At 55.3% G+C, this 24,848-nt stretch carries 22 protein-coding genes and 1 riboswitch; of the genes, 11 read left to right on the top strand and 11 right to left on the bottom strand.

Annotated features, from left to right (window positions below; translation table 11 throughout):
- Positions 1–73 precede the first annotated feature (73 nt).
- Entirely contained in the window at positions 74–1,576 is a 1,503-nt protein-coding gene (gene araA / locus FD428_RS17925) for an L-arabinose isomerase (protein WP_047458964.1), read from the bottom strand.
- 10 nt (positions 1,577–1,586) lie between these two features.
- Positions 1,587–3,296, bottom strand: coding sequence for a ribulokinase (araB, locus tag FD428_RS17920; protein ID WP_114847963.1), 1,710 nt, complete (start codon positions 3,294–3,296; stop codon positions 1,587–1,589).
- Positions 3,297–3,635: 339 nt separating this feature from the next.
- On the opposite strand from araB, the gene araC reads away from it, so the two are divergent.
- Together araC and FD428_RS17910 are read left to right on the top strand one after the other, a co-directional pair.
- Positions 3,636–4,481 (top strand): arabinose operon transcriptional regulator AraC, encoded by an 846-nt coding sequence (gene araC, locus FD428_RS17915; RefSeq protein ID WP_012134104.1) that lies wholly within the window; start codon positions 3,636–3,638, stop codon positions 4,479–4,481.
- Positions 4,482–4,600: 119 nt separating this feature from the next.
- Positions 4,601–5,368, top strand: a complete 768-nt coding sequence (locus FD428_RS17910; protein ID WP_012134103.1) for a DedA family protein — start codon at positions 4,601–4,603, stop codon at positions 5,366–5,368.
- Between the two features lie 92 nt (positions 5,369–5,460).
- Here FD428_RS17910 and thiQ read toward each other — a convergent pair whose 3' ends face one another.
- The 4 genes from thiQ to sgrR form a co-directional block, all read right to left on the bottom strand.
- A complete protein-coding gene (thiQ, locus tag FD428_RS17905) occupies positions 5,461–6,159 on the bottom strand; it encodes a thiamine ABC transporter ATP-binding protein ThiQ (protein WP_114847962.1) in 699 nt (232 codons plus the stop codon).
- Positions 6,143–7,753, bottom strand: a complete 1,611-nt coding sequence (thiP, locus tag FD428_RS17900) for a thiamine/thiamine pyrophosphate ABC transporter permease ThiP (RefSeq protein ID WP_110494682.1) — start codon at positions 7,751–7,753, stop codon at positions 6,143–6,145. The genes thiQ and thiP overlap by 17 nt, the downstream gene beginning before the upstream one ends.
- A complete protein-coding gene (gene thiB / locus FD428_RS17895) occupies positions 7,729–8,712 on the bottom strand; it encodes a thiamine ABC transporter substrate binding subunit (protein ID WP_047458953.1) in 984 nt (327 codons plus the stop codon). The genes thiP and thiB overlap by 25 nt, the downstream gene beginning before the upstream one ends.
- A gap of 31 nt (positions 8,713–8,743) precedes the next feature.
- Positions 8,744–8,865: riboswitch (TPP riboswitch) on the bottom strand.
- Positions 8,866–8,898: 33 nt separating this feature from the next.
- The gene (sgrR, locus tag FD428_RS17890; protein WP_012134099.1) at positions 8,899–10,554 is read right to left on the bottom strand and encodes an HTH-type transcriptional regulator SgrR; all 1,656 of its coding nucleotides are present in this window, start codon (positions 10,552–10,554) and stop codon (positions 8,899–8,901) included.
- 93 nt (positions 10,555–10,647) lie between these two features.
- Here sgrR and sgrT point away from each other — a divergent pair, with 93 nt between their 5' ends.
- Entirely contained in the window at positions 10,648–10,770 is a 123-nt protein-coding gene (gene sgrT / locus FD428_RS17885) for a glucose uptake inhibitor SgrT (RefSeq protein ID WP_024130713.1), read from the top strand.
- A 122-nt stretch (positions 10,771–10,892) separates the two neighbouring features.
- The gene (locus FD428_RS17880) at positions 10,893–12,071 is read left to right on the top strand and encodes a sugar efflux transporter (protein WP_114847961.1); all 1,179 of its coding nucleotides are present in this window, start codon (positions 10,893–10,895) and stop codon (positions 12,069–12,071) included.
- A gap of 89 nt (positions 12,072–12,160) precedes the next feature.
- On the opposite strand, the gene leuD is transcribed toward FD428_RS17880, so the two are convergent.
- From leuD to leuL, 5 genes are all read right to left on the bottom strand, one after another.
- Positions 12,161–12,766: a 3-isopropylmalate dehydratase small subunit gene (gene leuD, locus FD428_RS17875; RefSeq protein ID WP_049008518.1), complete on the bottom strand. Its 606-nt coding sequence runs from the start codon at positions 12,764–12,766 to the stop codon at positions 12,161–12,163.
- A gap of 10 nt (positions 12,767–12,776) precedes the next feature.
- The gene (leuC, locus tag FD428_RS17870) at positions 12,777–14,177 is read right to left on the bottom strand and encodes a 3-isopropylmalate dehydratase large subunit (protein WP_012134093.1); all 1,401 of its coding nucleotides are present in this window, start codon (positions 14,175–14,177) and stop codon (positions 12,777–12,779) included.
- 2 nt (positions 14,178–14,179) lie between these two features.
- Positions 14,180–15,271 (bottom strand): 3-isopropylmalate dehydrogenase, encoded by a 1,092-nt coding sequence (leuB, locus tag FD428_RS17865; RefSeq protein ID WP_012134092.1) that lies wholly within the window; start codon positions 15,269–15,271, stop codon positions 14,180–14,182.
- Positions 15,271–16,842 carry a 2-isopropylmalate synthase gene (gene leuA / locus FD428_RS17860; RefSeq protein WP_114847960.1) on the bottom strand — a complete coding sequence of 524 codons (1,572 nt, stop codon included), beginning with the start codon at positions 16,840–16,842 and terminating at the stop codon, positions 15,271–15,273. The genes leuB and leuA overlap by 1 nt, the downstream gene beginning before the upstream one ends.
- A 90-nt stretch (positions 16,843–16,932) precedes the next feature.
- Positions 16,933–17,019, bottom strand: coding sequence for a leu operon leader peptide (gene leuL / locus FD428_RS17855; RefSeq protein WP_047458945.1), 87 nt, complete (start codon positions 17,017–17,019; stop codon positions 16,933–16,935).
- Between the two features lie 659 nt (positions 17,020–17,678).
- Between leuL and leuO the strand changes: the two genes are divergently transcribed.
- From leuO to ftsL, 7 genes are all read left to right on the top strand, one after another.
- Positions 17,679–18,623: a transcriptional regulator LeuO gene (gene leuO / locus FD428_RS17850; protein ID WP_012134089.1), complete on the top strand. Its 945-nt coding sequence runs from the start codon at positions 17,679–17,681 to the stop codon at positions 18,621–18,623.
- A 318-nt stretch (positions 18,624–18,941) separates the two neighbouring features.
- Positions 18,942–20,666, top strand: a complete 1,725-nt coding sequence (ilvI, locus tag FD428_RS17845; protein ID WP_012134088.1) for an acetolactate synthase 3 large subunit — start codon at positions 18,942–18,944, stop codon at positions 20,664–20,666.
- Between the two features lie 2 nt (positions 20,667–20,668).
- Complete coding sequence (gene ilvN, locus FD428_RS17840) at positions 20,669–21,160, top strand: acetolactate synthase small subunit (RefSeq protein ID WP_003829566.1); 492 nt, start codon at positions 20,669–20,671, stop codon at positions 21,158–21,160.
- A gap of 272 nt (positions 21,161–21,432) precedes the next feature.
- Positions 21,433–22,437 carry a catabolite repressor/activator gene (gene cra / locus FD428_RS17835; RefSeq protein WP_024130712.1) on the top strand — a complete coding sequence of 335 codons (1,005 nt, stop codon included), beginning with the start codon at positions 21,433–21,435 and terminating at the stop codon, positions 22,435–22,437.
- A gap of 643 nt (positions 22,438–23,080) precedes the next feature.
- Positions 23,081–23,539, top strand: coding sequence for a division/cell wall cluster transcriptional repressor MraZ (gene mraZ, locus FD428_RS17830; RefSeq protein ID WP_012134081.1), 459 nt, complete (start codon positions 23,081–23,083; stop codon positions 23,537–23,539).
- Between the two features lie 2 nt (positions 23,540–23,541).
- Positions 23,542–24,483 carry a 16S rRNA (cytosine(1402)-N(4))-methyltransferase RsmH gene (rsmH, locus tag FD428_RS17825; RefSeq protein WP_024130711.1) on the top strand — a complete coding sequence of 314 codons (942 nt, stop codon included), beginning with the start codon at positions 23,542–23,544 and terminating at the stop codon, positions 24,481–24,483.
- Positions 24,480–24,845 (top strand): cell division protein FtsL, encoded by a 366-nt coding sequence (gene ftsL, locus FD428_RS17820; RefSeq protein ID WP_012134079.1) that lies wholly within the window; start codon positions 24,480–24,482, stop codon positions 24,843–24,845. Before rsmH ends, ftsL begins: the two co-directional genes overlap by 4 nt.
- Positions 24,846–24,848: the final 3 nt, after the last annotated feature.

Below are 24,848 nucleotides of genomic sequence, written 5' to 3'. Positions count from 1 at the left end.
GCGCTTATCCGGCCTACGAGGTTGGTGCGACCTGTAGGCCGGATAAGGCATTTACGCCGCTATCCGGCAACTGTTAACGTTTGAAACCGTAATAAACTTCGTTCCAGCGCAGCGCGTCTTTAAAGGCGGGCAGACGGGTATCGTTATCGATGACGGTGATTTCGATATCGTGCATCTCTGCGAACTGGCGCATATCGTTCAGATCCAGCGCATGGCTGAAGACGGTGTGATGCGCGCCACCGGCGAGAATCCACGCTTCGGATGCGGTGGTCAGATCCGGCTGGGCTTTCCACAGCGCGTTGGCGACCGGCAGCTTCGGCAGGTCATGCGGCGTTTTTACGGTGTCGATGCAGTTGACCAGCAGACGATAGCGATCGCCGAGGTCGATCAGGCTGGCGACGATCGCCGGGCCGGTTTGGGTGTTGAAGATCAGACGTGCGGGCGCGTCTTTACCTCCGATGCCGAGGTGCTGCACGTCGAGGATCGGTTTTTCTTCCACCGCGATAGACGGGCATACTTCCAGCATGTGCGAGCCGAGCACCAGATCGTTGCCCTTCTCAAAGTGGTAGGTGTAATCCTCCATAAATGAGGTGCCGCCCGGCAAACCGCCAGACATCACTTTCATGATGCGAAGCAGCGCGGCGGTTTTCCAGTCGCCTTCGCCAGCGAAACCGTAGCCCTGTTGCATCAGGCGCTGTACGGCCAGTCCTGGGAGCTGCTTCAGGCCGTGCAAATCTTCAAACGTCGTGGTGAACGCGTGGAAGCCGCCCTGTTCCAGAAAGCGCTTCATGCCAAGTTCAATACGCGCGGCTTCCAGCACGTTCTGCCGCTTGTCGCCGTGAATTTGCGTCGCGGGCGTCAGGGTATAGCGGCTTTCGTATTCATCCACCAGCGCGTTAATGTCGCCGTCGCTAACCGCATTCACGACCTGCACCAGGTCGCCCACCGCCCAGGTATTCACCGAGAAGCCGAACTTGATCTGCGCCGCCACTTTATCGCCGTCGGTCACGGCCACTTCACGCATGTTGTCGCCAAAGCGGCACACTTTCAGGTGGCGGGTGTCCTGTCTGGAGACCGCCTGACGCATCCATGAGCCGATACGCGCGTGCGCGTGTTTATCCTGCCAGTGACCGGTCACTACCGCGTGCTGCTGACGCATACGCGCGCCAATAAAACCAAACTCGCGTCCGCCATGTGCGGTCTGATTCAGGTTCATAAAGTCCATGTCGATGCTGTCCCACGGCAGGGCGGCATTGAACTGGGTGTGGAACTGCAACAGCGGCTTGTTGAGAATACTCAGCCCGTTAATCCACATTTTCGCGGGCGAGAAGGTGTGCAGCCAGACCACCAGGCCCGCACAGCGATCGTCATAACTGGCGTCACGACAAATCGCGGTGATCTCGTCAGGCGACGTCCCCAGCGGCTTCAGCACCAGTTTGCAGGGCAGTTTTGCTTCGGTATTCAGCGCCTTTACCACATGTTCGGCATGCTGAGTAACCTGGCGCAGCGTTTCAGAGCCATACAAATGCTGGCTGCCAATCACAAACCACACTTCATAGTTGTCAAAAATCGTCATTGTCGTGTCCTTAATGGGTCAGGGTTGCCTGGCTGACCGGGGTTTTTGGCGCCGGGGCGGCAGTCGGAAGATAGTGTTGTTCAGCGCTGACCGCCCACTGCCGGTAGCGCTGATAAAGCTGTTCGAAGCGTTGAGCCTGTTCCGGGCGCGGTTGCAGGGTGTTCTCTACGGCGCTGGCCATTTTTTGTTGTGCGGCAGGGATATCGACATGCGCTTTTGCGGCGACGGCGGCAAAAATGGCGGCGCCTAACGCGCAGCACTGGTCTGAGGCGACAATCTGTAGCGGACGGTTGAGCACGTCGCAGCAGGCCTGCATGATCACCTGATTCTTACGGGCGATGCCGCCCAGCGCCATCACGTTGTTGACGGCAATGCCCTGTTCGGTAAAGCATTCCTGAATGGCGCGTGCGCCGAAGGCGGTGGCGGCGATCAGCCCGCCAAACAGCGCTGGCGCATCGGTAGCGAGATTCAGATCGCTAATCACCCCTTTCAGACGCTGATTAGCGTTCGGCGTGCGGCGACCGTTAAACCAGTCGAGCACCACGGGCAGATGATCCAGCGATGGATTCTTCGCCCACGCCTCGGTCAGCGCCGGGAGTAGCTGCTTTTGGCTGATGGCGATTTGGTCTTTCAGTTCAGGATGCTGCGCCGCAAGCTGCTCCAGCGGCCAGCCGAGAATGCGGCCAAACCAGGCATAGATATCGCCGAACGCCGATTGTCCTGCTTCCAGACCAATAAAATCAGGCACGACGCTGCCGTCTACCTGGCCGCAAATGCCTTTCACCGCGCGGTCGCCGACGCTCTGCTTGTCGGCAATCAGAATGTCGCAGGTCGATGTGCCGATCACTTTCACCAGCGCATTCGGCTGCGCGCCCGCGCCAACCGCGCCCATATGGCAGTCAAACGCGCCGCCAGAGATGACCACGCTTTCCGGCAGGCCGAGGCGTTGCGCCCACTCCGCGCACAGCGTGCCAACCGGCAGATCGGCAGTGAAGGTGTCGGTAAACAGCGGCCAGGCGAGGTGGCGGTTGATGATGGGATCGAGGTCATCGAAGAAACTGGCGGGCGGCAAACCGCCCCAGCTCTCATGCCACAGCGATTTATGTCCGGCGCTACAGCGACCACGGCGAATATCCTGCGGGCGCGTGGTGCCGGAGAGCAGGGCAGGCACCCAGTCGCACAGCTCAATCCAGGAGGCGGCGGCCTGCGCGACGGCGCTGTCCTGACGTGTAACGTGCAGAATTTTCGCCCAGAACCATTCGCTGGAGTAAATGCCGCCGATGTAGCGGGAATAATCGGTTTTGCCCGGCGTATGGCACAGGCGGGTGATGGCTTCCGCTTCTTCGACCGAGGTGTGATCTTTCCACAGGACGAACATCGCATTCGGGTTTTCGGCGAACTCAGGACGCAGCGCCAGTACGTGGCCGTCGGCATCAATGGGGGCGGGGGTGGAGCCGGTGCTGTCGACGCCGATGCCGACCACCTCGCCACGCTGTGACGCGCTCAGGGTCGCGAGGACGTTTTTCAACGCGGCTTCCATTGACTCTATGTAGTCGCGTGGATGATGGCGGAACTGGTTGTTCGGGGCGTCGCAATAGCGCCCTTCCTGCCAGCGGGGATACCACTCTACGCAGGTGGCGATCTCTTCCCCGGTGGTGCAATCCACCGCCAGAGCACGAACTGAATCACTGCCAAAATCGAGGCCAATTGCAATCGCCATCGTCTTACTCCATCGAAAAAAACAGGTATGGAGAAACAGTAGATAGCGGGGATAAAAACCGTCAGGCAGGATCCGCTAATCTTATGGATTAAAATGCTATGGCATTGCAAAGTGTGACGCCGTGCAAATATTCAATGTGGACATTTCTGTCGTAGTTATAGACACTTTTGTTACCCGTTTTTATCGCCTTCGCAATCGGCCTTTGTTACAAATCTCTTTTCTCAAGCGGGGTTGATGATCCGTAACCGCAATGACGGCGGGGCGCAGAGGGGAAGGTGAAGATGTTTCACTCAATATGGACAATTGGTTTCTTCTCAGAACGCCGGGAGTATTGAATTTATGGCTGAAACGCAGAATGATCCCCTGCTGCCGGGTTATTCGTTTAATGCGCATCTGGTTGCCGGGCTGACGCCCATTGAGGCGAACGGCTATCTGGATTTTTTTATCGACCGCCCGCTGGGGATGAAGGGGTATATCCTTAATCTTACGATTCGCGGGGAAGGGGTGATCAATAACCACGGCAAACAGTTTGTCTGCCGTCCGGGGGATATTTTGCTGTTTCCGCCTGGCGAGGTACACCACTACGGTCGCCATCCCAATGCGAGCGAATGGTATCACCAGTGGGTGTACTTCCGACCGCGCGCCTACTGGCAGGAGTGGCTCACCTGGCCGACGATTTTTGCGCAGACCGGTTTTTTCCGCCCTGACGAAGCGCACCAGCCGCGTTTTAATGAGCTTTTTGGTCAAATCATCAATGCCGGGCAGGGGGAAGGGCGCTACTCTGAACTGCTGGCGATTAACCTGCTGGAGCAGCTTCTGCTGCGACGTATGGAGGCGATCAATGAATCGTTGCATCCGCCGATGGACAGCCGGGTGCGCGATGCCTGTCAGTACATCAGCGATCATCTGGCGGACAGCCAGTTTGATATTGCCAGCGTAGCGCAGCATGTCTGCCTGTCGCCGTCTCGCCTGTCGCACCTGTTCCGCCAACAGTTAGGCATTAGCGTACTGAGCTGGCGCGAGGATCAGCGCATCAGCCAGGCGAAGCTGCTGCTCAGCACGACGCGGATGCCGATAGCCACCGTCGGGCGCAATGTCGGGTTTGACGATCAGCTTTATTTCTCTCGCGTCTTTAAAAAATGTACCGGGGCCAGCCCGAGCGAGTTCCGCGCTGGTTGTGAATAAAAAGTGAATGATGTGTCTGCAAAGATGTCATAACGCGTAATCTATTCAGACAATTGGCGACTTGACGAAGCGGGTGAGGGTTAGCAGAATCGCTGCTTCGTAAATCTGACGGACACATTATGCAAGCATTGCTGGAACACTTTATTCTCCAATCCGCTCTGTACTCGCTAATTGCGGTGGCGCTGGTGGCCTTTCTGGAGTCGCTGGCGTTGGTCGGTCTGATTCTGCCCGGTACGGTGATGATGGCGGGGCTGGGGGCGCTTATCGGCAGCGGTGAGCTGAATTTCTGGCATGCGTGGCTGGCGGGCATTATCGGTTGCCTGCTGGGGGACTGGATCTCCTTCTGGTTGGGCTGGCGCTTCAAAAAGCCGCTGCACCGCTGGTCTTTTATGAAAAAGAACAAAGCGCTGCTGGATAAAACCGAACACGCGCTGCATCAACACAGCATGTTCACCATTCTGGTCGGGCGTTTTGTCGGCCCGACGCGGCCGCTGGTGCCGATGGTGGCGGGTATGCTGGATCTGCCCGTCGCGAAATTTATCGTGCCGAATATTATTGGCTGCGTGCTGTGGCCGCCGTTCTATTTCTTGCCGGGGATTCTGGCGGGCGCTGCGATCGACATTCCGGCCGATATGCAGAGTGGTTATTTCAAATGGCTGTTGTTGGCAACGGCGCTGCTGCTGTGGCTGGCGGCCTGGCTGTGCTGGCGGTTATGGCGTAGCGGTAAGGCCGCCGCCGATCGCTTAACGCCGTTTTTACCGCGAGGCCGCCTGTTATGGCTGGCGCCGGTGATGCTCGGCGCGGGCATTGTCGCGCTGGTGATGCTGCTTCGTCATCCGCTGATGCCGGTGTATATCGATATTCTGCGTAAAGTCGTGGGTTACTGAGGAATCTTTTGCCGGATGGCGCTGACGCTTATCCGGCCTACAACGGATGCCTGTCCGTAGGCCCGGTAAGCGCAGCGCCACCGGGCACCCCATTACGCTTTAATGCCCAGCAATGCCGAAGCGCTGGCCTGACCGCTTAATAACTCATCCGTTTTGCCCTGCCATGCGATACGCCCGTCGGCCACGACAATCGAGCGTGACGCAATGCGCGCGGCATCTTCCACGCTATGCGACACCATCAGCAGGGTTAATTGCTGGTCGCGGCAGACGTCGCCGACCAACGTCAGCATCTCCTGACGCAGGGCGGGATCGAGAGCGGAAAACGGCTCGTCGAGCAGCAATACCGGCTGCTCGCGCACCAGGCAGCGCGCAAGCGCCACGCGTTGACGTTGCCCGCCGGAAAGCTCGCCCGGCAGGCGCTCCAGCAGATTTTCGATCCCCATCTGGCGTGCAATATGATGCAGCTTCTCCCGCTGAGCCGCGTTCAGCTTTAGCCCAGGGTTTAACCCCAGCCCGATGTTCTGCTGCACGTTGAGGTGGCTGAACAGATTATTTTCCTGAAACAGCATGGAAACGGGACGGCGGGAGGGCGGTGTCGTGGTGTGATCCTGACCTTCAATCATTATTGTGCCGCTGGCCGGTGTCAGAAACCCGGCGATTAAATTCAGCAACGTACTTTTCCCGGCGCCGCTTGGCCCGAGAACCGCCACCTGTTCACCGCGCGCCACCGACAGTGTGAAGCGCATGGGCAAATGGTGATAAAGCCAGGTGATATCAGTCAGTTTTAACATTTCGCCCCGGTAATTTTTCGATAACGGTAAACAGCATAAAGCAGAGCATCAGCAGTAATAATGCGGTAACCGCGCCGTCCTGGCTGCGATAGGAGCCAATTTGCTGATACAGATAAAACGGTAGCGTGCGGAAATCGTCGTTGCCAAACAGCGCCACCACGCCAAAATCACCGATGGAGAGCACGCAGGCAAAGGCCAGCGCCTGCGCCAGAGGGCGTTTCAGGGCGCGCAGTTCCACCACCTTCAGCCGCGACCATCCCTCAATGCCCAATGACTGACACAGCATACTGTAACGTGCGGTCACGTCGCGCATGGGGTTTTCCAGCACTTTTAGCGCATAGGGAATCGCCATTAGCGCGTTGGTGAAAATCACAATACCGTCAGCCGACTCCGGTAGTCCAACGCTGTTGTTGAGCAGTAAAAAGAAGCCGGTCGCCAGCACGATGCCGGGCATGGCAAGGATCAACATCCCGCTCAGTTCCAGCGCCTGGCCTGCCAGTACCTGCTGGCGGGCGCGCAGTTCGCGGCTGCTCCATAAAAGCATCATCGTCAGGATGACGCACAGCACTCCCGCCGCCAGCGCAATGCGCAGAGAGGTCCACAGCGCCTGCCACAAAATGGGTTGCGCCAGCACGTCCAACAGGCTGCGATTGACGCCATCAATAATAACCGCCAGCAGCGGCGGGAGAAGCAACAGCAGCGCCAGGGCGATCAGCAGGCTGTCCGTCAGGCGGCTGTGGAGCCGATCGTCAGGGTCGCGCCAGCCTTGCACCAGCGTGACGCCGGGGGCAATGGCTTTACTCAGCCGCTGGCTCAGCAGCACCAGCGCCAGACAACATATCATCTGGATCAGCGCCAGCATGGCCGCACGGGCAGGATCGTAGTCGTAGCTCAGCGCCTGATAGATGGCCAGCTCGATAGTGGTAGCCTGCGGGCCGCCGCCAAGTGACAACACGGTGGCGAAACTGGCGAAACAGAGCATAAAAATCAGCGCCGCCACCGGCGGGATTTGACGACGCAGCCACGGCCATTCAACAAAGCGGAAGAAGTGCCAGCCGCGCATACCTAGCTGCGCGGCGAGCTGTCGCTGTTCGCCGGGAATGTTTTCCAGCGCCTGAAGCAGCAGGCGGCTTGCCATCGGCAGGTTAAAAAAGACGTGCGCCAGTAAAATCCCCTGCAAGCCGTAGGGCGAGAAATGCCACTCCAGCCCCAGCGTATGCCACAGCGAGGCCAGCCAGCCCTGACGACCGTAGACGCTGAGGATACCGAAAACGGCGACCAGCACCGGTAAAATCAGCGTCATGGCGCACAGGCGCAATAACGCCAGACGTCCGGGAAAACGGCGACGATAGAGCGCTCTGGCGAGGAAAATCGCCGGGATGACGGAGAGCAGCGCCGACAGGAACGCCTGCCAGAACGAGAAACGCACGACGTGCCACAGGTAGCTGTCCTGCCACAGCGACGACCATTCACCCTGCGGCGCGTTAAGCCATAGCGCCAGAAATGCCGCCAGAGCCACTGCCACCATCAGCGCGGCGGCAGAAAGCCCGGGTATCAGCCAGCCGGGAATTAGCGGCTGACGGCGCGTTGCCATTCGCTAATCCATGCCTGACGCTGGGATGCCACTTCCGCAGGCGTAAATTCCAGCGTGGTGGATGGCTTCGTCAGTTGTTCAAATCCTGCGGGCAGGGCGACGTCAGCGACCGGATACATCCAGTTGCCGGTAGGAATGGCGTTCTGGAATGCCGGTGAAACCATAAACTTGAGGAATTTTTCTGCCAGTTCCGGCTGTTTGCTGGCGGCAGTGCGCGCAGCCACTTCCACTTGCAGGTAATGACCTTCGCTGAAGCTGGCGGCGGCGTAGTTATCTTTCTTCTCTTCGATGATGTGATACGCCGGAGAGGTGGTGTAGCTCAGCACCAGATCGCTTTCGCCTTTCAGGAACAGGCCGTAGGATTCGCTCCAGCCTTTGGTGACGGTGACCGTTTTGGCCGCCAGTTTTTGCCAGGCTTCCGGCGCGTTATCGCCGTAGACTTTCTGCATCCACAGCAGCAGACCCAGCCCCGGTGTACTGGTGCGCGGGTCCTGATAAATCACGCGCCATTTCCGATCGCTCTCTACCAGTTCTTTCAGGCTTTTCGGTGGGTTTTTCAGTTTGTTTTTGTCATAGATGAAGGCGAAGTAGCCATAATCAAACGGCACGAATGTGTCGTTATGCCAGCCGCCTGGCACGTTAACCGCATCAGGCGCAATGCCGCTTTTCGCGAACAGGCGGGTTTGCGTGGCGGCTTCCAGCAGGTTGTTGTCCAGGCCAAGCACCACGTCGGCTTTGCTGTTTTTCCCTTCCATTCGCAGGCGGTTGAGCAGCGACACGCCATCTTCCAGCGCCACCAGCTTCAGTTCGCAATCACAGTCAGCTTCAAAGGCTTTTTTGATTGTCGGGCCAGGCCCCCAGTCGGCAGCGAAGGAGTCATAGGTATAGACGGTCAGAACAGGTTTGGCGAAGGCAGGCGCTGCGCACAGGAGTAGCAAGGGAAGACATTTTTTTAACACTTTGCACCTCATAAAGTGGGTGGCAAAGGACTTGAGAAGCAGTCTCAAATCCCTTCGCCGGCGTTATCCGGATCAGGTTCGACGGGTATTTTCTCAGCCCATACACTTCACGAATGGTTTCGCGTATGTTTATCAGCACCCCGTTGAGGACGGCGTTAGTGTAGTGATTTTGTTGCTAAGCGGCAATCATGGGTCGGGTGGCGCAAACCATGCCGATTTAAAGTCAAACCAGCCGAGGGTGTTCATACGTAGCCCGCGCATACTGCGCTGCCCCTGGATGATCAGCCAGTGGTGGATCAGCGGGACGATCGCTTTACTGGCGAGCAATTGCTGGCACCACACTGCCAGGTTCATCTCGCCGTTTCGCCACTGCGCGGCGTCGCCCTCCCAGTCCAGCGGGATGCAATGCTGCAACAGCGGGACTTCGCACAGGTGCGCAAACAGGGAAAAATCGAGTGGTAGCGTAAAGTTGGCGCTGTTGAGCCAGATGTCGCTTGTGACCTCCCCCGCATGCCATTGATCGTAGTCGATCTCATGGATATCCAGATGGACCTGATGTTCAGCCAGCAGCTGGCTCATGATCTGCGCGATCACCCGATGTTCGATGTGGTCGTGGTAGTAGGTCAGCGTGATCGTCTCCAGCCCGGCGGGTTTTTCGCCGTGTCCCGGGCGGGCATGGTGCCAGCGGGGCAGTAATCCGTAAGCCGGGAACCAGTGGCGCTGGTATTGCTCGTCGGCATAGAAGAGCAAATTGCTGGGAGAGAGCACGCGGCTTATCCACTCTCTGACTTCCTGATTCGCGCCGCGATTCGTCCGGGCGTCGAACAGCATATAGTAGCAGCCCTCTTCCAGTCGGCTTTCGATGGCTTTTTCATCTTCGGTCGGCCCTTTTAACGTCAGACCGCCGTTCGGTTCGTCGCCAATGTCCGGCAATACCCAGACGTTCACTTCATCAATCAGCGCCCGATAGCCGAAGAAATCATCAAAGGCGTGGATTTTTAACTGGTTGCGCGTATTACGCATCACCGCGTAAGGGCCGGTGCCGATCGGATGGCTGGAGAAATTATTCAGCGTTTCCCACTCCCGCGGCAGGATCATCGCCGGAACCTGACCCAGCAGCCACGGCAGCCAGCGATCCGGCTGCGACAGGTGAATATCCAGCGTCCAGGCGGTGGGGGAGACTATCTCGGTAATGTGCGAGTAGAGCGGCAGGGCGTTGATGCGCGTCAGTGAGGCAATGACATCCTCCATCTCCAGCTCACGTCCGTGATGGAAGTGAATCCCCGGACGAAGAAAAAAACGCCACTGCAAAGGGGAAATCTGTTGCCAGTGGTGGGCAATGTCGGCTTCCAGTTCCCCATTTTCCTCATTTACACGCGTCAGTGCGCTGAAAATTTGCCGGGCGATATGGGTTTCTGAACGACGCAATGCGGTGCCAGGCAGCAGGTTGTGCATTGGACGATAGTAGAGCACGCGCAGAATATGCCGCCCCTGGCGAAAGCTGCGCCCCAGGTGGGACACCAGCATTTGCCGCACGGCGGTTTTGTCGCCCACCAGCTGTACCAACTGGTCGATGCGATCTTGCTCCAGCAGGTCTTCCGCCCGCTGCTGCTGTAGCGCCAGCCCGGTATAGAGGAAGGTCAGACGGGAGCGTTTCCCGCGTCCGACCTCCGCCTCCCACGTCAACCAGCCACGTTCCTGCATGGTATTCAGCAGCGTACGCATATGGCGGCGGGAGCAGCTCAGCAGGTCCGCCAGCTCGTTGAGCGTGGTGTCTTGCGTTTTGCCGTCGCAGCATTGCCACAGACGGATGAACTGTTGTTGCAGACGACCTGAAGACATAAAAGGGGAACTCCTGCGCAAAACTCAGCAATTTTACTATCCCCATATTAGGTCAATAATGGATTCCGATGAAGCAATATGGAGAGGTCTTCGATGCGTCAGTTTTATTTGAAGTACTTTACCGCGACAGAAGGGTTGTCCTGGTTGGCTTGTCCGAGCGCGCCGCAGCGCTTAAAGATGCTTGAAGAACTGATGCAGTGGGAGGTGACTGCCTGACCTCGGATTTCCGAATTGCAGACATCATGTGTGACTGAGTATTGGTGTTTATCGCCGCGCCAGCAGATAATTCCTGCTGGCTTTTTTCGTTTCGGCTGCGTTTAGCCATAAAAAGGGAAAGTATGCTCTGGTTAATGACGATGGGACGGCGCCTCAACGGTGTTTATACCGCTTTTATGCTGGTTGCCTTTATGATGGGCGTGGCGGGAGCGTTGCAGGCACCGACGCTGAGCCTGTTTTTGAGTCGTGAAGTTGGTGCGCAGCCGTTCTGGGTCGGCCTTTTTTACACGGTCAACGCGATTGCCGGGATTCTGGTCAGCCTTGCATTAGCAAAACGCTCGGACAGTAAAGGCGATCGCCGTAAGCTGATTATGTTCTGCTGCCTGATGGCGATTGGCAACGCGCTACTGTTCGCCTTCAATCGCCATTATCTCACCCTGATCACCTGCGGCGTGTTATTCGCGTCGCTGGCCAATACCGCCATGCCGCAGCTATTTGCGTTGGCGCGGGAATATGCCGATAACTCCGCGCGTGAAGTGGTGATGTTCAGCTCGGTAATGCGTGCACAGCTTTCACTGGCATGGGTGATTGGCCCGCCGCTGGCTTTTATGCTGGCGCTGAACTATGGCTTCACGGCGATGTTTTCCATTGCCGCCGGCATATTCGCCATCAGCCTGGCGTTGATTGCTTTTATTCTGCCCTCGGTGGCGCGCGTTGAGCAGCCTGCCGATGTTCCGGTCACGGAAGCGGGCGGCTGGCAGGATAAAAACGTCCGTATGCTGTTTATCGCCTCCACGCTGATGTGGACCTGCAACACCATGTACATCATTGATATGCCGCTATGGATAAGCCTTGAGCTGGGTTTACCGGATAAACTGGCCGGAATATTGATGGGGACTGCGGCAGGTCTGGAGATCCCGGCGATGATTCTGGCTGGCTACTCGGTGAAGCGCTTCGGTAAGCGGCGGATGATGGTTATCGCCGTGGCTGCGGGGGTACTGTTTTATCTCGGCCTGATTTTCTTTCACAGCCAGACGGCGTTGCTTATCCTGCAACTGTTTAACGCGGTGTTTATCGGCATTGTGGCGGGGATTGGCATGCTGTGGTTTCAGGATTTAATGCCTGGCCGCGCCGGTTCAGCCACCACGCTGTTTACCAACAGTATCTCCACGGGAGTGATTCTGGCGGGGGTGATTCAGGGCGCGGTCGCGCAAAGCTACGGGCATTTCGCTGTTTACTGGGTGATAGCGGCGATTTCGCTGGTGGCGCTGGTGATGACCGGGCGGGTGAAGGATGTGTAAAAAATGCCGGATGACGGCTTCGCCTTATCCGGCCTACACAGAGTGGCAGGCCGGATAAACGAAGTGCCATCCGGCAGGTATGCTGAGAATCAGCGCATAAACGACGGTTGTTTCTCTTCGTATGCCGCAATTGCGCTTTCGTGTTGCAACGTCAGGCCGATGCTGTCCAGACCGTTCAACATGCAGTGGCGGCGGAAGTCGTCGATTTTAAAGCTGTAGGACTTATCGCCCGCTTTTACTACCTGCGCTTCCAGATCCACTTCAAATTTAATCCCCGGATTGGCTTTCACCAGGGCGAACAGTTCATCGACCTCTTCATCGCTCAGTTTCACCGGCAGCAGCTGGTTGTTAAAGCTGTTGCCATAGAAGATATCCGCGAAGCTCGGCGCGATGACCACTTTAAAGCCGTAATCGGTCAGCGCCCACGGCGCGTGCTCGCGCGATGAACCGCAGCCGAAGTTTTCCCGCGCCAGCAGAATCGATGCGCCTTTATATTCCGGGAAGTTCAGCACGAACTCCGGGTTCGGCTGCTGACCCTTTTCATCCAGAAAACGCCAGTCATTGAACAGATGCGCGCCAAAACCGGTGCGGGTGACTTTCTGTAAAAACTGTTTCGGTATAATCGCGTCGGTATCGACGTTAGCAGCATCCAGCGGGACGACCAGGCCGGTGTGTTGGGTAAATTTCTCTGCCATGGTGTGCTCCTTATTTGATGCTGCGAATATCGGCGAAATGACCGGTGACGGCGGCAGCGGCAGCCATCGCCGGGCTAACCAGATGCGTGCGTCCGCCGCGCCCCTGACGACCTTCAAAGTTACGGTTGCTGGTGGAGGCGCAGCGCTCGCCCGGATTCAGACGGTCGTTGTTCATCGCCAGACACATGGAACAGCCTGGTAAACGCCATTCAAAACCGGCTTCGATAAAGATCTTATCCAGACCTTCCGCCTCTGCCTGCGCTTTTACGGGGCCGGAGCCGGGAACCACCAGAGCCTGAACGCCCGGTGCAACTTTACGCCCTTTGGCGATTTCCGCCGCCGCGCGTAAATCTTCAATACGCGAGTTGGTGCAGGAACCGATAAACACTTTGTCGATCGCCACGTCGGTTAACGGAATGCCCGGTTTCAGCCCCATATAGGCCAGCGCTTTTTCGGCGCTTGCGCGCTCGACAGGATCGGCAAACGAGGCCGGATCGGGGATATTGTCGTTGACGGAGATAACCTGACCCGGGTTGGTTCCCCAGGTAACCTGCGGCGCAATGTCTTCCGCTTGCAGGGTCACGACGGTATCGAACGTTGCGCCGTCGTCGGTTTTCAGGGTTTTCCAGTATGCGACGGCATCGTCAAAATCGCTGCCTTTCGGGGCGTGCAGACGCCCTTTTACGTAGTTGAAGGTGGTGTCATCCGGCGCGACCAGACCGGCTTTGGCGCCCATCTCGATCGCCATGTTGCACAGGGTCATACGACCTTCCATGCTCAGATTGCGAATTGCTTCGCCGCAGAACTCGACCACATGGCCCGTACCGCCCGCGCTGCCGGTTTTACCGATAATCGCCAGCACGATATCTTTCGCCGTAATGCCCGGCGCAGCCGTGCCTTTCACCTCAATCTTCATGGTTTTTGCGCGGCCCTGTTTCAGGGTCTGCGTCGCCAGAACGTGTTCAACTTCGGAGGTGCCGATGCCAAACGCCAGCGCGCCGAATGCGCCGTGCGTGGCGGTATGGGAATCGCCGCAAACAATGGTCATCCCCGGTAAGGTCACGCCCTGTTCCGGCCCCATTACGTGGACGATCCCCTGATACGGGTGGTTCAGGTCATACAGCTCCACGCCGAACGCTTTGCAGTTTTTGATCAACTCCTGCATCTGAATCCGCGCCATCTCGCCAGAGGCGTTGATGTCTTTGGTTTGCGTAGAGACGTTATGATCCATCGTCGCGAAGGTTTTACCGGGCTGGCGAACCGGGCGGCCGTGGGCGCGCAGGCCGTCAAACGCCTGCGGAGAGGTCACTTCATGCACCAGATGCCTGTCGATGTACAGCAGCGGGGTTTCGTTCTGCGCCTCATAAACCACATGCGCATCGAACAATTTTTCATACAACGTTTTAGCCATGATTACACCCCTTCGGCGACATAACGGGCAATGATGTCGCCCATCTCATCAGTACTGACAGCGGCAGCGCCACGGGCTAAATCACCGGTGCGAATACCTTCTTCTAATGCGCGGTTAATAGCGCTTTCAATGGCCGTTGCCGCATCGTCGGCATCCAGGCTGTAACGCAGCAGTAACGCCAGCGACAGGATCTGCGCGATCGGGTTGGCGATGTTTTTCCCGGCGATATCCGGCGCAGAACCGCCCGCAGGTTCATACAGGCCGAAACCCTGCTCGTTCAGGCTGGCGGAAGGCAACATCCCCATTGAGCCGGTGATCATCGCGCATTCGTCAGACAGAATGTCGCCAAACAGGTTGGAGCACAGCAGCACGTCAAACTGAGAGGGATCTTTAATCAACTGCATCGTGGCATTGTCGATGTACATGTGCGCCAGTTCGACATCCGGGTACGCTTTGGCGACCTCATTGACGATCTCGCGCCACAGAATGGACGTTTGCAGGACGTTGGCTTTGTCGATCGACGTAACTTTACGGCGACGTTTACGCGCCGATTCGAAGGCGATGCGCGCGATACGTTCGATTTCAAAACGGTGATACACCTCGGTATCGAAGGCTTTTTCATGTTGCCCGCTGCCTTCGCGGCCTTTCGGCTGACCAAAATAGATCCCGCCGGTTAATTCACGCACGCACAGGATGTCGAAACCGTTGGCCGCGATGTCGGCGCGCAGCGGACAGAAGGCTTCCAGCCCCTGGTACAGCTTTGCCGGACGCAGGTTGCTAAACAATTTGAAGTGTTTACGCAGCGGCAGCAATGCGCCGCGTTCCGGTTGGCTGTCCGGTGGCAGATTTTCCCATTTCGGGCCGCCGACGGAGCCAAACAGAATGGCATCCGCTTGTTCACAGCCTTCAACGGTCGCTTTCGGCAGCGGTTGACCGTGGTTGTCGATAGCGGCGCCGCCGACATCGTAATGGCTGGTGGTAATGCGCATAGCAAAACGACTGCGAACGGCTTCCAGGACTTTCAGGGCTTGCGCCATCACTTCCGGGCCAATACCGTCACCCGGCAAAACAGCAATATGGTAATTCTTCGACATCACACGGTTTCCTTATTGTTCTCTTTATTCTGAGCTTTGCGTTGCAATTCTTTTTCGACTTCGGCGGCGCGCCAGATGTTGTTCAGGACATGCACCATCGCTTTCGCGGAGGATTCGACGATATCGGTCGCCAGACCGACCCCGTGGAAGCGACGGCCGTTATAGTTGGCGACGATATCCACCTGGCCCAGCGCATCTTTGCCGTGGCCTTTCGCCGACAGGCTGTATTTCACCAGTTCAATGTTGTAATCGGTGATGCGGTTGATGGCCTGGTAAATGGCATCGACCGGGCCGTTGCCGTTCGCGGCTTCCGCTTTGATGTCGTCGCCGCAGGCCAGTTTGACGGAGGCCGTGGCGATATCGTTAGAGCCGGACTGCACGCTGAAATAGTCCAGACGGAAATGCTCTGGTTCTTCCTGTTGTTTATTGATGAAGGCCAGCGCCTCCAGGTCGTAATCGAATACCTGACCTTTTTTATCCGCCAGCTTCAGGAAAGCGTCGTACAGGTTATCCAGATTGTATTCACTCTCTTTATAGCCCATCTCGTCCATACGGTGTTTTACGGCAGCACGCCCGGAGCGAGAGGTCAGGTTCAACTGGATCTGGTTCAGGCCGATAGACTCTGGCGTCATGATTTCGTAGTTTTCACGGTTTTTCAGCACGCCGTCCTGGTGAATGCCGGAGGAGTGGGCGAACGCGCCGCTGCCGACAATAGCTTTGTTCGCCGGGATCGGCATGTTGCAGATCTGACTGACCAACTGGCTGGTGCGCCAGATCTCCTGGTGATTGATGCGGGTATGCACATTCAGAATGTCCTGGCGTACCTTGATCGCCATGATGACTTCTTCCAGCGAGCAGTTACCGGCACGTTCGCCGATACCGTTCATGGCGCCTTCAACCTGACGCGCGCCCGCGTGGACGGCCGCCAGCGCATTGCCGACGCCCAGACCTAAATCATCATGGGTATGTACGGAGATGATGGCCTTGTCGATATTCGGTACGCGCTCATACAGCCCGGAAATAATACCGCCGAACTCGAAGGGCATGGTGTAGCCCACGGTATCGGGAATGTTGATTGTTTTCGCGCCCGCATTGATCGCCGCTTCCACGACGCGAGCGAGATCGTCAATCGGGGTACGACCTGCGTCTTCGCATGAGAACTCCACGTCATCAGTGTAATTACGTGCACGCTTAACCATATAGACAGCACGCTCAATCACTTCATCCAGCGTGCTGCGCAGCTTGGTGGCGATATGCATCGGCGAGGTGGCGATAAAGGTATGGATGCGGAAAGCGTCCGCGACCTTCAGTGATTCTGCCGCGACGTCGATGTCTTTTTCCACGCAGCGGGCTAACGCGCAAACGCGGCTGTTTTTGACCTGGCGGGCGATAGTCTGTACCGACTCAAAATCGCCAGGTGAAGAGACGGGAAAACCCACTTCCATCACATCGACGCCCATACGTTCAAGGGCCAGGGCAATTTGCAGCTTTTCTTTCACACTCAGGCTAGCCTGTAACGCCTGTTCACCGTCGCGTAAAGTGGTATCGAAAATAATGACTTGCTGGCTCATGGTTTAGGTCCTTGTCTCTTTAGGGCGCCTTGCTTCGAGCATAAAAAAACCCGCGCAACGGCGCGGGTTTTTAATCTTACTGATGCTGACTTAATGCTGAATGTCGCTCACCAGTCTACCGCGCAACGAAGATGCGTTTAGTAGTAGTAGACCGTTAAAGCGAGCGATACGAATCATTAAATCAACTCCAGATGAATGCGATATGCTTTTAGTGGTACTGGATACGCTGCGCGATGTCAACCCTGTTGCAGATAAACCCTCCCATGCAGAGGGGATCTTGCGTTCTGTACTTTAGCTAATTGTGCTGAACTTTCAGGCGAATGCAAAATAAATCGACAGGAGGTGCGTACATACTTTTCACTGTTTGACATATTTGAGCATGTTTATTTGCAACTACAGCAAGCTGAAAGGGGAGTAAAGGTATTGCAAAGGTCGTACTTATCTTTTTGATTTTATTTATTTTTATATCTTTCGTGAATAAATTAATGAAACCGTTGCACACGTTATTGATAAATTATTGTTAAGAGTAAAAGCACAACTAATATAAACAATTAATTAAAACTTAATTTATTATTCACCAAAAGCATGATTGTGTATTCGCCACGCTTATGTTTATATTGCTTTTGTAATTTAAACATTATGAATCATCGTGCTGTGGCCTCTGCCGTATTGTACTGGCATGGGCTTTCGCCTTTTCCTGAACGATGCCTTTATGTTTTCCTAATTTTTATGTTTTCTCTTTTTCTTATTTTATATGCATGATAAATCATATTTCCTGAGATTATTTCTGCATTTCGTCAAGAAAAAGGGAGTTTAGTGTGACAGTGGAGTTAACTATGCCAGAGATAGAAATAGATAAACCGCATCCGATAGAAATGGTTAAGCCTCAGCTTCGTATGGTTGATCTGAATTTACTGACCGTCTTTGATGCCGTGATGCAAGAGCAGAATATCACGCGGGCGGCCCACTCCCTGGGGATGTCGCAGCCTGCCGTCAGTAATGCGGTGGCGCGTCTGAAAGTCATGTTTAATGACGAGCTGTTTGTCCGGTACGGACGCGGTATCCAGCCAACGGCGCGCGCTTATCAGCTATTTGGTTCTGTTCGCCAGGCGTTACAGTTGGTGCAAAATGAGTTGCCCGGTTCAGGTTTTGAACCCGCCAGCAGCGAGCGTGTATTCCATCTTTGCGTGTGCAGCCCGCTGGATAATATTCTGACGTCGCTTATTTATAATCGCGTTGAAAAGATTGCGCCGAATATTCATGTCGTTTTTAAATCATCGTTAAATCAAAATACGGAACATCAGCTGCGTTATCAGGAAACGGAATTTGTTATTGGGTATGAAGAGTTTCGCCGTCCTGAGTTTACCAGCGTATCGTTATTTAAAGATGAAATGGTGCTGGTCGCCAGCAGAAAACATCCGCGTATCAGCGGTCCGTTGCTGGAGAGCGATGTTTATAATGAACAACATGCGGTCGTTTCACTCGATCGTTATGCCTCGTTTAGCCAGCCGTGGTATGACACGCCAGACAGACAAAGCTGCATCGCTTATCAGGGAATGGCATTGATCAGCGTGCTTAATGTTGTCTCTCAAACGCAACTGGTGGCAGTTGCGCCGCGTTGGTTAGCCGATGAATTTGCCGAGTCATTAGCGTTACAGATATTACCGTTGCCTTTAAAACTGAATAGCCGGACCTGTTATCTTTCCTGGCATGATGCCGCGGGTCGGGATAAGGGTCATCAATGGATGGAAGAGTTATTGGTTTCTGTCTGTCAAAAGTGAATACGGGTGGAATAAATCAGAGTGAAATATCTGGTTTATTCTGCTTTTTCGTCTGTGTGTGAAATTTTATACTGAATTGTGCATCCAGGCGCTTTACGCATATCGCAAAAAATGGCGATATTGCTGTAAGTCCCCATTTTTAAGCGATTATTTATCATCACATCTGCTTATCCTGGTGTAATTCGCCGTTTCTTCTGCGCTTTCATCTCATTTATTCTTATTTATCTTCGAGCGACGACATCAGCCTGAATTGCCTGCGTCATGGCGAGCAGTTAATGTGTTAGCAAAAGGTAAATCATCATAATAGTGGAGCAAGCCATGGAGATGTTGTCTGGAGCCGAGATGGTCGTCCGATCGCTCATCGATCAGGGCGTGAAGCAGGTATTCGGTTATCCCGGGGGCGCGGTCCTCGATATTTATGATGCGCTGCACACGGTCGGTGGTATCGATCATGTGCTTGTCCGTCATGAACAAGCGGCTGTGCATATGGCGGATGGTCTGGCGCGGGCAACAGGTGAAGTCGGGGTCGTTCTGGTCACTTCCGGGCCAGGCGCCACGAATGCGATCACCGGTATTGCCACGGCCTATATGGACTCCATTCCTCTGGTCATCCTTTCCGGGCAAGTGGCGACGTCGTTGATTGGCTATGACGCCTTTCAGGAATGTGACATGGTGGGGATCTCACGTCCGGTGGTGAAACACAGCTTCCTCGTTAAACAGACGGAAGACATCCCGCAGGTGCTGAAAAAAGCGTTCTGGCTGGCGGCAAGCGGGCGTCCTGGACCCGTGGTCGTGGACCTCCCGAAAGATATTCTGAATCCGGCGAAAAAGTTGCCCTACGTCTGGCCGGAGTCGGTCAGTATGCGCTCTTATAACCCGACCACGACAGGACATAAAGGGCAGATTAAGCGCGCGCTGCAAACGCTGGCGGCGGCAAAAAAACCGGTGGTCTACGTCGGCGGCGGTGCAGTGAATGCGGGTTGTCATGAACAACTGCGGCAAACCATTGAAGCGCTCAACCTGCCGGTCGTCTCGTCGCTGATGGGGCTGGGCGCATTCCCGGCCACGCATCGTCAGTCGTTAGGGATGCTGGGGATGCACGGCACCTATGAAGCCAACATGACCATGCATCATTCCGATGTGATTTTTGCCGTCGGGGTGCGTTTTGACGATCGCACGACCAATAATCTGGCGAAATACTGCCCGAATGCGACCGTGCTGCATATCGATATCGATCCGACGTCTATCTCTAAAACCGTGACGGCGGATATTCCCATTGTGGGTGATGCGCGCCTGGTTCTGGAGCAAATGCTGGAATTACTACCGCAGGAAGTCGCACAGCAGCCGCTGGATGATATTCGCGACTGGTGGCAACACATTGAACGCTGGCGCGCCCGTCAGTGCCTGAAATATGACACCCAAAGCGAGAGCATTAAACCGCAGGCGGTGATCGAGGCTATCTGGCGTCTGACGAAAGGCGATGCGTATGTCACTTCTGATGTCGGCCAGCACCAGATGTTCGCCGCGCTCTATTACCCCTTTGATAAGCCGCGTCGCTGGATTAACTCCGGCGGTCTCGGCACGATGGGCTTTGGCCTGCCAGCGGCTCTGGGCGTGAAGATGGCGCTGCCGGATGAAACGGTAGTGTGCGTCACGGGAGATGGCAGCATTCAGATGAACATTCAGGAGCTGTCGACGGCGCTGCAATATGAACTGCCGGTGCTGGTGCTCAACCTTAACAACCGCTATCTCGGCATGGTCAAACAATGGCAGGACATGATCTACTCCGGGCGCCACTCCCAGTCTTACATGCAGTCGCTGCCCGATTTTGTACGCCTTGCCGAGGCTTATGGGCATATCGGTATCCAGATTAATCATCCAGATGAACTGGAGAGCAAGCTGGGCGAAGCGCTGGAACATGTGCGTAACCATCGTCTGGTGTTTGTCGATGTCACCGTCGATGGCAGTGAGCATGTCTACCCGATGCAGATTCGTGGGGGCGGGATGGATGAAATGTGGTTAAGCAAAACGGAGAGGACCTGATTATGCGCCGGATATTATCAGTATTGCTGGAAAACGAGTCGGGTGCATTGTCGCGTGTGATTGGCCTCTTCGCCCAGCGTGGATACAACATTGAAAGCCTTACCGTCGCGCCGACCGACGATCCGACGTTATCGCGTATGACCATCCAGACAGTTGGCGATGAGAAAGTTCTGGAGCAAATTGAAAAGCAACTGCACAAGCTGGTAGATGTTCTGCGCGTAAGCGAACTTGGGCAGGGCGCGCACGTTGAGCGAGAAATCATGCTGGTGAAGATTCAGGCCAGCGGATACGGAAGGGAAGAGGTGAAGCGCAACACGGAGATTTTCCGTGGGCAGATTATTGATGTCACGCCTTCTATTTATACCGTCCAGCTGGCAGGCACCAGCGATAAGCTGGACGCGTTTCTGGCGACGCTGCGTGAAGTGGCGAAAATTGTTGAAGTTGCCCGTTCCGGCGTCGTCGGGCTTTCGCGCGGCGACAAGATCATGCGTTAGTCATTGTGTTGTCTTTCAATTGTAGGCCTGATAAGACGCGGTAGCGTCGCCATCAGGCCATTATACCCAGCCGGATGGCGCTAATGCTTATCCGGCCTACAGGTGACGTCTCGACCTCCGCCGACGCTACCCGTTGGCTTTTTTTTGCGAAATCAGTGGTAACCCGGAATAAAAGCGGTTGCCGCAGTCACTATTCTGCGCTTAGATGTTAAGAAATTTAACCCATGCCGTCACAATGGTTATGGTTTGTACATTTTACGCAAGGGGCAATTGTGAAACTGGATGAAATCGCTCGGCTGGCCGGTGTATCGCGAACGACTGCAAGCTACGTTATTAACGGAAAAGCAAAGCAATACCGCGTGAGCGACAAGACCGTCGAGAAAGTCATGGCGGTGGTGCGTGAGCATAATTACCACCCGAATGCTGTGGCCGCCGGGCTGCGTGCTGGACGCACACGTTCTATCGGACTGGTCATTCCCGATCTGGAGAACACGAGTTATACCCGTATCGCCAACTACCTGGAGCGCCAGGCGCGCCAGCGCGGTTATCAACTGCTGATTGCCTGCTCAGAAGATCAGCCGGATAACGAAATGCGGTGTATCGAACACCTTCTACAACGCCAGGTGGATGCGATCATTGTATCGACCTCGTTACCGCCGGAGCATCCGTTCTACCAGCGCTGGGCCAATGGTTCATTCCCCATCGTGGCGCTGGATCGCGCGCTGGATCGCGAGCATTTCACCAGTGTTGTCGGGGCGGATCAGGATGATGCGGAAATGCTGGCGGCAGAGTTACGTAAATTCCCGGCGGAAACGGTGCTTTACCTGGGCGCGTTGCCGGAGCTGTCCGTCAGTTTCCTGCGCGAGCAGGGGTTCCGTACCGCATGGAAAGACGATCCGCGCGAAGTACACTATCTGTATGCCAACAGCTACGAGCGGGAAGCGGCGGCGCAGCTGTTCGAGAAATGGCTGGAAACTCACCCGATGCCGCAGGCGCTGTTTACCACATCGTTTGCGCTCTTGCAGGGCGTGATGGATGTGACGTTACGTCGTGACGGGAAGCTGCCTTCCAACCTGGCGATCGCCACCTTTGGCGATAATGAACTGCTCGACTTCTTGCAGTGTCCGGTTCTGGCGGTCGCACAGCGTCATCGTGATGTTGCTGAACGCGTCCTGGAGATCGTCCTGGCCAGCCTGGATGAGCCGCGTAAACCGAAGCCAGGTTTAACGCGAATCAAACGTAATTTGTACCGTCGCGGTATTCTTAGCCGCAGTTAGTCCATTTCTGTCGGCCGGATAGGGCGGTTATGCCGCCATCCGGCAAATCGCCCGGCGGCGTTGTCGCTGACCGGGCAAATATTCACCTGCCAACAATACTCACACCATAATTAAGATTATTCCTTAGAATTATCCGACTTATCTTTCAAATATGCTGATTTTAAACCTGTCGATACCGACTTCAGGTTTATTGAGACGTCGTATTGAACCCGTTTTGTATTATTTTGTTACATGCGGGCGACGAATTGCCGAATTAACAAACACTTTTTTTCGATGTGGCCTCCACGTCGCGGCTGGCTTGTCGGTGCGGGGCGTAGAGAGCGATAAACAGGTACTGTTATCTCGCTGCATATTGTCCTAAAATGCCGCTCGCGTCGCAAACTGACACTTTATATTTTTATCAGATGATATTGAGTCGTTTTAAACGGTGATGAGTTTTTGGATCTTTTTTCTTACAAATATTCATGACGTTAATTTGCTTCGCTCGTTGGACGGAATTTAATCAACGCTGATATTAGCCGTATACATTGGGTTTTTTACTCCGGTAAGCGTCCTGACTTGCTTGACAAGCTTTTCCTCCGCTCCGTAAACTCCTTTAAGTGGGAATTTGTGGGGCAAAGTGGTAATAAGGGGTGAGGCTGGCATGTTCCGGGGAGCAACGTTAGTCAATCTCGACAGTAAGGGGCGCTTATCTGTGCCCACCCGTTACCGGGATCAACTGATCGAGAACGCTACCGGTCAAATGGTTTGTACCATTGACATCCATCACCCGTGCCTGCTGCTTTACCCCCTGCCTGAATGGGAAATTATCGAGCAAAAATTATCGCGTCTGTCGAGCATGAACCCGGTTGAGCGCCGCGTGCAGCGTTTACTGTTGGGGCATGCCAGCGAATGTCAGATGGATAGCGCGGGTCGCTTATTGATCGCGCCGATTCTGCGGCAACATGCCGGGCTGACGAAAGAAGTGATGCTGGTTGGACAGTTCAATAAGTTTGAACTGTGGGATGAAACGACCTGGTATCAACAGGTCAAGGAAGATATCGACGCTGAGCAGTCAGTAACCGAAACCTTGTCGGAACGACTGCAGGACTTGTCTCTATAATGATGATGGAAAATTTTAAACACACTACGGTGCTGTTGGACGAGGCCGTAAATGGTCTGAACATTCGCCCTGACGGCATCTACATTGATGGGACATTTGGTCGCGGCGGCCACTCACGTCTGATCCTCTCCCGGCTTGGCGAAGAGGGACGTTTGCTGGCGATCGATCGCGATCCACAGGCTATTGCCGAAGCCCAGGCCATCAATGATCCTCGCTTCTCCATCATTCATGGACCTTTCTCTGCGCTTGCTGATTATGTAAGTGAGCGCGAACTTATCGGCAAGATCGACGGGATTCTCCTTGATCTTGGCGTCTCTTCACCGCAACTCGATGATGCCGAACGTGGTTTTTCTTTTATGCGCGATGGCCCGCTGGATATGCGTATGGACCCAACGCGCGGTCAGTCTGCCGCAGAATGGCTGCAAACCGCGGAAGAAGCCGATATTGCCTGGGTGCTGAAAACCTTTGGCGAAGAGCGTTTTGCGAAACGTATTGCCCGCGCCATTGTGGAGCGCAACCGCGAACAGCCCATGACCCGCACCAAAGAACTGGCGGAAGTGGTCGCAGCGGCGACGCCGGTGAAGGACAAATTCAAACATCCCGCGACCCGTACCTTCCAGGCGGTGCGCATTTGGGTGAACAGTGAACTGGAGGAGATAGAGCAGGCGCTAAAAAGCTCGCTCAGCGTGCTGGCCCCGGGTGGGCGGCTTTCCATTATCAGTTTCCACTCGCTGGAAGACCGTATTGTGAAGCGCTTTATGCGTGAGCAAAGCCGCGGTCCACAGGTTCCAGCAGGGTTGCCGATGACGGAAGAGCAGCTCAAAAAACTGGGCGGTCGTGAGCTAAGAGCATTAGGCAAGTTGATGCCGGGCGAAGAAGAAGTGGCGGAAAATCCACGCGCCCGTAGTTCAGTTCTGCGTATTGCAGAGAGGACGAACGCATGATCAGCAGAGTGACAGAAGCCCTGAGCAAAGTGAAGGGATCGACGGGAATCACCAATCGCCATGCTTTGCCTGGCGTGATCGGTGACGATCTTTTGCGATTTGGGAAGCTGCCACTCTGCCTGTTCATTTGCATCATTTTAACGGCGGTCACCGTCGTGACAACGGCGCACCATACGCGCCTGTTAACCGCACAGCGCGAGCAACTGGTGCTGGAGCGTGATGCGCTGGATATCGAATGGCGCAACCTGATTCTTGAAGAAAACGCGCTCGGCGATCATAGCCGGGTAGAACGGATCGCAACGGAAAAGTTGCAGATGCAGCATGTCGATCCCTCACAAGAAAATATCGTAGTGCAAAAATAAGGA

The organism is Citrobacter sp. TBCP-5362 (assembly GCF_005406305.1).
Lineage (GTDB): Bacteria > Pseudomonadota > Gammaproteobacteria > Enterobacterales > Enterobacteriaceae > Citrobacter_B > Citrobacter_B koseri.
Note: the sequence above shows the minus strand (reverse complement) of the source record. Positions and strands in the feature narration are given on the sequence as shown.